The organism is Bartonella sp. MU70NMGDW (assembly GCF_042194085.1).
GTDB classification, from domain to species: domain Bacteria; phylum Pseudomonadota; class Alphaproteobacteria; order Rhizobiales; family Rhizobiaceae; genus Bartonella; species Bartonella grahamii.
The window spans coordinates 56,598-64,826 of record NZ_JBHIMK010000001.1 but is presented as its reverse complement, the minus strand read 5'-3'; the positions used below and the strand labels follow the sequence as shown (position 1 = coordinate 64,826).

5 protein-coding genes are annotated in these 8,229 nt (G+C 36.9%); 3 read left to right on the top strand and 2 right to left on the bottom strand.

The features are described from left to right. A partial coding sequence (nhaA, locus tag ACFIKE_RS00275; protein WP_375648119.1) for a Na+/H+ antiporter NhaA occupies positions 1-1,253 on the bottom strand: 1,253 nt, incomplete at its 3' end. Between the two features lie 147 nt (positions 1,254-1,400). After that, positions 1,401-3,107: a hypothetical protein gene (locus ACFIKE_RS00270; RefSeq protein ID WP_375648118.1), complete on the bottom strand. Its 1,707-nt coding sequence runs from the start codon at positions 3,105-3,107 to the stop codon at positions 1,401-1,403. Between the two features lie 354 nt (positions 3,108-3,461). Here ACFIKE_RS00270 and ACFIKE_RS00265 point away from each other — a divergent pair, with 354 nt between their 5' ends. The 3 genes from ACFIKE_RS00265 (at position 3,462) to der (ending at position 7,919) form a co-directional block, all read left to right on the top strand. Then, a complete protein-coding gene (locus ACFIKE_RS00265; protein ID WP_375625671.1) occupies positions 3,462-5,234 on the top strand; it encodes an SLC13 family permease in 1,773 nt (590 codons plus the stop codon). A 584-nt stretch (positions 5,235-5,818) separates the two neighbouring features. Beyond that, complete coding sequence (locus ACFIKE_RS00260; protein ID WP_375625149.1) at positions 5,819-6,490, top strand: tetratricopeptide repeat protein; 672 nt, start codon at positions 5,819-5,821, stop codon at positions 6,488-6,490. A gap of 4 nt (positions 6,491-6,494) precedes the next feature. After that, positions 6,495-7,919 (top strand): ribosome biogenesis GTPase Der, encoded by a 1,425-nt coding sequence (der, locus tag ACFIKE_RS00255; RefSeq protein ID WP_375625148.1) that lies wholly within the window; start codon positions 6,495-6,497, stop codon positions 7,917-7,919. The last annotated feature ends 310 nt before the right edge of the window (positions 7,920-8,229 follow it).

The window sequence follows — 8,229 nt, the reverse complement described above, 5'->3', positions numbered from 1 at the left end:
GCATCAAGCAGAACAATATCTTTAAAAGCGAGCATTGAAACAAAGATAGACATTGTAAAGCCAATTCCTGCTAAAAAACCAATGAGTAAAACGCCTGTCCATGTCATATGAGGGGGTAGGCGGCATAGCCCTGATTTTACGGCTATATAACTGGCTGTGATAATACCAAGAGGCTTACCAACGAAAAGACCAATGACAACACCCAAAACAATCAAGAATGATTTGTCAGAAGAAAGATCAAAGTTTGCAAAACTTACTCCTGCATTTGCGAAGGCAAAGATTGGCATGATACCGTATGCAACCCATGGATGCAACGCTTTTTGAACGCGTGTTACTGGAGCAATCATGGCCCGTTGTCCTTTGCGCATTTTTTTCAATGCGGTTGAAATATGATGCAGATCTGTTTTTGTATTTTTTTCTTGAAGAATTTGCATAGCGTTACTGAGCATGGTGAGTGGCGCTACAAGAGTACGGGTAGGAAGAACGGGAGTCATCATCCCTAAGATTACACCAGCAAGTGATGGGTGAACACCTGTTACCATTAAACCCCACCAAATGATTGCACCAGGTAAAATGTAAAGCCATGCTGATGCAAGCCCGATCCACTGAAAAAATAGCACTAAAGTAATACCTGCTCCTGCAATCATTAAACCGCTAGGATCAATGTTTGTTGAGTAGAAAAAAGCAATAATAAGAACAGCGATAATATCATCAATAATCGCTAATGATAGAAGAATAATATGAAGATTAGAAGGAATTTTTTTTCCAAGAAGAGCAAGAATACCTAGAGCAAAGGCAATATCTGTTGCTGTTGGCACAGCCCAACCGCGTATATGCCCCTCGTTAAAGTTGAAGATAAAGTAAATAATTGCGGGAACACAAACGCCTCCTATTGCGGCAACAATTGGTAAGATTGCCTGTTTAAAATCGGCAAGAGCACCTTCATGAATTTCGCGTCGAATTTCCATTCCTGCGACGAGAAAGAAAATAGTCATAAGAGCATCATTAACCCAGAAATGTAAATCCCATGAAAGAGTGAAATGACCCAAATTAAAGCCAAGAGGTGTATGCCAAAAAGATTCATAGAAAGCAGCATATTTAGAATTGGCAAAAATAAGTGCAGCAGCAGCAGCTAATAAAAGAACAATACCACTAAGAGCTTCAATATGGAGAAAACGCTCGATCGCAGAAAGCGCTTGATTGGTGACACGAGAAGCGCGATTAGGCAGGCGATTTGAAGATAAATCAGACATGAACAACTCCAAGCATCGACAATTTTAGGATTCTATATTCTCTGTGTAAATGACTTTATATGATACCTTCTGTATCATATAAAAGCAAAAAGAGGAATAAAGTTCTTAATTTATAGACAAGATCATCATATTTAAAGCACAAAATGTTTAAGGTGATGCTTCATTTTTAATAGTGAGATGTACTTTGTTTAAAGCCTTGGATAGATCATTTTGTAGAGCTGATTCGAGATCAACCATTGTGAGCCCTTTATTATCTTTTGCTTTAATTTTAACAATCAATGTTTGTGGATTTTTAGCAAATTCCCCTAAGGATTTTGAAATTTTTTCTGCTTCGTCATGATTTTTTAGCAGCATTTTTGGGGTCTGCGTCATCATTAGATAGAAATCGTCATAGAGTTCCTTTTTAAGATCATGTTGGCTGTCATTAAGATTTTGCGCAAGATAAGAAAAAAGCTTATCAATGAAACCTGCATCCCTATATTGCACATCAATTTCATTGATGCCAAAGTCTTGAGAAGCAGCAATCATTACATTTTGCTGACCAGAAAAAAGCTTTTCATCAACATCAATAACCTTAGCCGATATGTTACCAGATCCAACGTCTTTCATATTGAAAGACATTGCATCAAGAAGGAGCATACGTTTTTTTTCATCGTAAGAAATATCAATTTTTCCTGAAATGTCAAAGCGCTCAAAGTTCAGATTTTTGAAGAACTCTAAGTCTTTTTCATTCATTTTTTTAGGTAGAACGGAAAGGTTATTGAGAGAAAGAAAAAGCTTTTTGGGGATAGGTTGTTTCCACAAGGTTGGTTTAAATTGGAGTGATTCGAGAGTTGCTTTCAACTGCGGTATATCAACGGTGACATTATCAACTTTGGCATCCGCTGAGGTAATGGCGAGCAGTATGTTTAGAAGAAGACCATTTTGTGCTATTTTTTCAGCGACTTTATTGTTTTCTTTTCTTGCATTAAGATAAGCTTTGATTAATTTTTCAGGAGTTTGTTCAAGCGGCTTCATTTTTAAACCAGATGTTTTAAACTGTCCGAGGAAGAAAGAACTACTTTTTCCCGCTTCTTCAAACACATCGATACTTACATTATTCAGAGAAATGGGGCCAGTAACGGCTTTATCTTGGTTAAGAGCGTTGTTTTTTCCAAAAATGATAGAATAGGCATAGTTGATGTCGATATCATGAGCTTTTATTGTATCACTTTTAGCCATAAGCTGCATCTGTTTGGCACCATTTACTGCAACTGTTTTAAGATCCATATTTTTAATACTAACTGAACGGATATGGCCATTTTTAAAATCAGAAAGCTGGAAATTCTTGACTTCAACCGTTTCTATTCGGTTATTTTTATTTTCTATAGAAAGTTGTATATTGGGAGCAATAATTGAGGAAAGCTCAATACGCATCATTGATTGTAAAAGCCGTGATGTTATCGTTCTATCTTTTTCTTTTAAGGATACACTCCGAAGAGAAATTTGGGGAATTTGCACATGAATATTATTATGCTTTAAATCAACATTATAAAATGTAAAAGTTCCGGGAATAAAGGAAAGGGGAGGACGGGCAGAAATGGCACCAATTCTAAGTGATGTACCAGCTGGGACGGGTAATGTCACATTCTTCAAATTGACTCTACCTAGAATGCTTACTTCAGATGTTAGGGCTTTTATACCACGACGGGCTATTTCTTGTTTTACAAAACTGTCAAGATAGGGTTTTGCGATATAAAATCCACCAACAATTATAATTGCCAAGATAGCAACAAATCCAATAATACAAGTGAGCCAATATCTGAGGTTACTTTGATACCCACTATTAAGATTGACCATTCTTTCTTCTTTCATTTTTATCACTCTTTGAATTGAGAGTGAAGATAAATTCTTTTAAGCAACGACAAAGGTTTAAATATAGCGTGTACCAGTTTCAACAATTATCTACTCTCTATATTAGAGTTATTCTCATCTTTTTTGCAATATAGCTTGATCAACTTTTATCAATTTTCTTTGAGTTTAGCACTTTATAGAAAAGAACGCATAATAAGGAGAGGTAAGTTTATGCGCATCATAATTTTTTATCACTTTAAGATTATCCTAAAATATTCCGATGTCTGCTTTTATCTTGCTGCTGTTTATAGGAATATTTAAAACATAAAAGATATGTTTTTGTACATTATAATTTAATGGGGAGAGGTGAGTGTTATGACAGAAAATCAAATAATGGCTTTTTCGATCATTGGTCTCATGATGGTTGTTTTTATTTGGGATCGATTTCGTTATGATCTTGTTGCTATTTGTACGTTATTAATAGCTTGTGCTCTTGGTCTTGTCAGTCCGAAGGAAGCTTTTGGCGGTTTTAGTAATGATATTGTTATTATCGTGGGGAGTGTGTTTGTTGTCAGTACGGCCGTATCGCGCTCTGGTATAATGGAATTTATTATTCAACGGATATGGCCAGACGTGAAATCTGTGCGTCTTCAATTAGCTTTTTTAGTTCTTTCTGTTGTCGTATTATCAATGTTTGTTAAAAACATTGGTGCTTTGGCGATTATGCTTCCGATAGCTTTTCAGTTTGCACGTCGTTCTCAGGTTTCTCCTTCTGTCTTTTTGATGCCCATGGCCTTTGGTTCTTTGTTGGGGGGGCTTATGACACAGATAGGAACATCTCCCAATGTTGTTATTTCAGCGATGCAAGAACGTTTAGCAGGAACACCTTTTACTATGTTTGATTTTACACCAGTTGGTGCGGTTATTGCGACGGCTGGTGTTGTATATTTGGTCTGTTTTTATTGGCTTTTGCCTGTGCGTGTGCGTTCAGGTGCATCATTTGATGATGCCATTGATATTCGTAATTATGTTGCAGAAGTGCATATTCCAATAAATTCACCGATTATAGGGAAAAATATTGTTGATTTGGTTAAGCCATCAAGTGGTGACGTTATGGTGATTCAAATCATCCGAAACAAAGTATCTATTTCGCCATTACCAGATTTTGTTTTGTCTGAAAATGATATTATTTTGCTGGAAGGGTCGCATACAGGGTTAGATAGCGTGATGAACTCTGCTCGTTTAGAGTTTTCTAAAGGGCGAACTATCGCTGCAGGTGATAAGGACAGTGACATTGATATTATTGAAGCAGTCATTACCCATAATTCACCTCTTATTGGTATTAGTGCGAAAGAGTTTTCTCTATTTGATCGCTATAATGTAAATTTGCTTGCGTTAAGTCGTCAACATGAAAGGGTGCGGGGAAGACTCGATGATATTATTTTTCATCTTGGCGATGTGATTGTTTTGCAAGGACAGGATGCAGTTATTCCAAATTTATTAAGAGAATTGAAATGCTTGCCCCTAGCAAAACGAAATATTGTGTTTGGAAATTTACGACATGGTTTCATCTCTTTAGCTGTTTTATTTATAGCCATTATTTTTACAGCTTTTCATATTGTTCCAGTTGCTTTTTCTTTCTTTTCTGCTGCTGCTGCAATGGTTATCTTTCGCGTTTTGCCTGCGCGTGATCTGTATCAGGCATTAGATGGCCCAATATTGGTACTATTAGCGGCTCTTATTCCAGTGAGTGAAGCGTTAGAGAAAACAGGATGTACAGATCTCATTGGTCAATGGCTGAGCCAATTGGCAATATTTTTTCCGCCATCTGGTGCCTTAGCACTTATGTTGGTGACAGCTATGTTGGTCACGCCATTTTTGAATAATGCAGCAACAGTGATGATGGTAGCACCAATTGCGTCAAGTTTTGCTCATTCCCTTCATTATAAGCCTGAAGCTTTTTTGATGGCTGTTGCAATTGGTGCAGGCTGTGAGTTTCTTACACCTATTGGACATCAAAGTAATATGCTCGTGATGGCACCAGGAGGATATCGTTTTAGTGATTATCCACGTTTGGGTGCTCCATTGGCGGTGTTGATCGTTATTATTGCTGTTCCAATGCTTATGTGGGTTTGGCCCTTACAATAGGATATTTTTAGAAACTTTAAGGATCAATTACAAAAGGTTGTTAATCGTATGAAGATAAGTTGAAGGGATACATTTTGTATAAAGAGCTTTAACTGAAGATTTGAAATTATACCACACTTTATTATGGCACTTCGGTATTTTTGATACAGATAAGATTTATCTATTTGGTTTTAGTAGGTATTCGTGGAAATTTATTTTTTGTTCAAGTTTTTAAAAGAATTGTCTTTTCTATTATAATTCTATAATCCAATACTATCAACGATTGCGTTGAAGACTTTAAAAGATTATCTCTCTATATAATGTGGAGAAAATCCGCTTGAGATGATAGGCAATCATGATAAATATTAAAACAGTGAATTTTTTATAAGACTCAAGACAATATATGTAAAAGCTGTAATGTGAACAAACAGGGCGTTTACATCATTTTCGATTAAGACTGTTGCAAAAATCCGATTTATTTGGCTACATGTTGATTTAAAATAAATAAACGAGCAATTTAAATATTTTTAGTTAATTAGGACTACCATCTTGGTCCATTTATGCGTAAAAGCACAGATAAAGTAACTTTTTTCAAGGTATGATATATGTCGTATGATAGTTTTATTGCTGAAGTGAATGCAGAATTTCGTCAGGAAAAGGCGCTTGCTTTTTGGAGACGGTATGGTTTTTCAATTATTGGAGCAGCTATTCTTTTTATACTCATGATAGTTGCTTATCAAATTTACCATTATCAGCAAATAAAGAAAGCGGGTTATATTGGTGATGCATTTGTAAAAAGTCTTGATTTTGCGGATACACGTCATTTTGATAAAGCGATAAAGCAATTAGAAACTGTTAAAACCTCTCATTTTGGAGGGTATCCTTTTCTTGCTCGTTTACGTGAGGCTTCTTTACTCATGGAGAAGGGTGACATTATTAAGTCAGTGGAGATCTTTGATTCTGTTGCAGCGGATGAGAAAGCACCAGAGATTTTGCAGAAAGTTGCAAAAATTCGGGCGGCTTATATCCTAGTTGATACAGGGACGTTAGCTGATGTTGAAAAGCGTATCAAAGATATGACAAGTGATACCGATCCTATGCATATGTCTGCAAGAGAGGCTTTAGGTTTAGCTGCTTATAAGGCGGATAAAATGGATGAGGCGGTTTATTATTTTAAGAAAATTTCTGAAAAAGGTGCTTCGGGTTCAAAAATAACAGATCGGGCTCGAATAATGCTTGAGCTGATACAAGCTGAGGGCAAGGCAAATAAGGAATAAATCGATGAGCCTTACCATTGCTATCGTTGGTCGTCCTAATGTTGGGAAGTCAACACTATTTAATCGTTTGGTTGGGCAAAAATTGGCTTTGGTTGATGATAAGCCTGGTGTAACACGTGATCGACGTATTCATGCGGCAAAACTTCAAGATCTACGTTTTGATGTGATTGATACAGCTGGGCTGGAAGAAGCAGGTGATCATACACTTGAGGGGCGAATGCGTTCTCATACAAAAGCTGCGATTGATGAAGCGGATCTTATTTTATTTGTATTTGATGCAAAGAGCGGGATAACACCAAGTGATTTAAATTTTGCTTCATTGGTTCGCAAATCAGGAAAGCCAATTGTGCTTGTTGCTAATAAGTCTGAGTCAAGAGCGGCAACAGGAGGAGAGTATGAGGCGTGGTCATTAGGTTTGGGGGAGCCGTGCCCAATATCGGCTGAACATGGTTTGGGACTTAGTGATCTGCGTGATGCAATTATAGATGCTGTGGGGTCAGAGCATGCTTTTGGCAACAACAAAGAAGAAGATATTACGATACAGCCTGCATCTGTTGGTGATGATGTAAACGATTTGGAAGAAGAGGAGCTTATTTACGATGAAAGTAAGCCCATTAGGATTGCAATTGCGGGGCGTCCAAATACAGGAAAATCGACTCTTATCAATAGTATGTTGAAACAAGAGCGCTTGTTAACAGGACCAGAAGCAGGACTTACGCGTGATTCTATTTCTGTAGATTGGGAATGGCGTGGTCGCCATATTAAACTTTTTGATACTGCAGGTTTACGTCGAAAATCGAAAATTCAGGAAAAATTAGAAAAATTATCTGTTGCAGATACTTTGCGTGCTATTCGTTTTGCAGAAGTGGTGGTCATTGTTTTTGATGCAACGATACCTTTTGAAAAGCAGGATTTACAAATTGCTGATCTTGTGATTCGTGAAGGGCGTGTTCCAGTTATTGCTTTCAATAAGTGGGACCTTATTGAAAATAGTCAGACCACATTGATTGATTTGCATGAAAAATGTGCGCGATTTCTTCCTCAAGTTCGTGGTTTGAGAGCTGTTCCTTTATCAGGACAATATGGTCAAGGGATCGATAAACTGATGGAAAATGTCATGATGATGCACCGTGTATGGAATCGTCGCATTTCGACGGCTAAATTGAACCAATGGCTTGGAACTGTTGTGGCTCATCATCCACCTCCTGCGGTTTCTGGACGTCGACTTAAGGTTAAATACATCACACAGGTTAAGACACGTCCTCCTGGATTTATGATTTCTTGCTCGCGCCCCAAAAGTATGCCCCAGTCCTATTTGCGCTATCTTGTCAATGGGTTACGTGAAACATTTGATATGTCTGGTATACCCGTTCGCATATCATTACGAGCCTCTGATAATCCTTTTGCGACACGTTCCAAAAAGAAATGATAACTCTTTAATTTTTTAAGTGAATGAAATCTATACTTAAGAATCTTAAAAATAAGTTTTTTCAATGATCTTTCTTTTCATAAAATAAAAAATTTTTATTTGCTAAAGTTTTAATTTTATTCATAATCATTTACCATGAGCGCTATTGAATAGAGTTCTCTCATCTTGATAAAGATCATTTATTTGTATGTTATGAGAAGAGTGTGATAGGGAGTATTTAAGAAAGAGTACATCATCCTCTTAATGGGTTATTTAAATGCAAGAATAGATGCAATATGAGGGTAGGGGAATATAGTTATGATGCTCGTTT

Coding starts and splice junctions, on each gene's coding strand:
- der (WP_375625148.1), top strand. CDS start 6,495: ATGAGCCTTACCATTGCTATCGTTGGTCGTCCTAATGTTGGGAAGTCA.
- ACFIKE_RS00265 (WP_375625671.1), top strand. CDS start 3,462: ATGACAGAAAATCAAATAATGGCTTTTTCGATCATTGGTCTCATGATG.
- ACFIKE_RS00270 (WP_375648118.1), bottom strand. CDS start 3,107: ATGAAAGAAGAAAGAATGGTCAATCTTAATAGTGGGTATCAAAGTAAC.
- ACFIKE_RS00260 (WP_375625149.1), top strand. CDS start 5,819: ATGTCGTATGATAGTTTTATTGCTGAAGTGAATGCAGAATTTCGTCAG.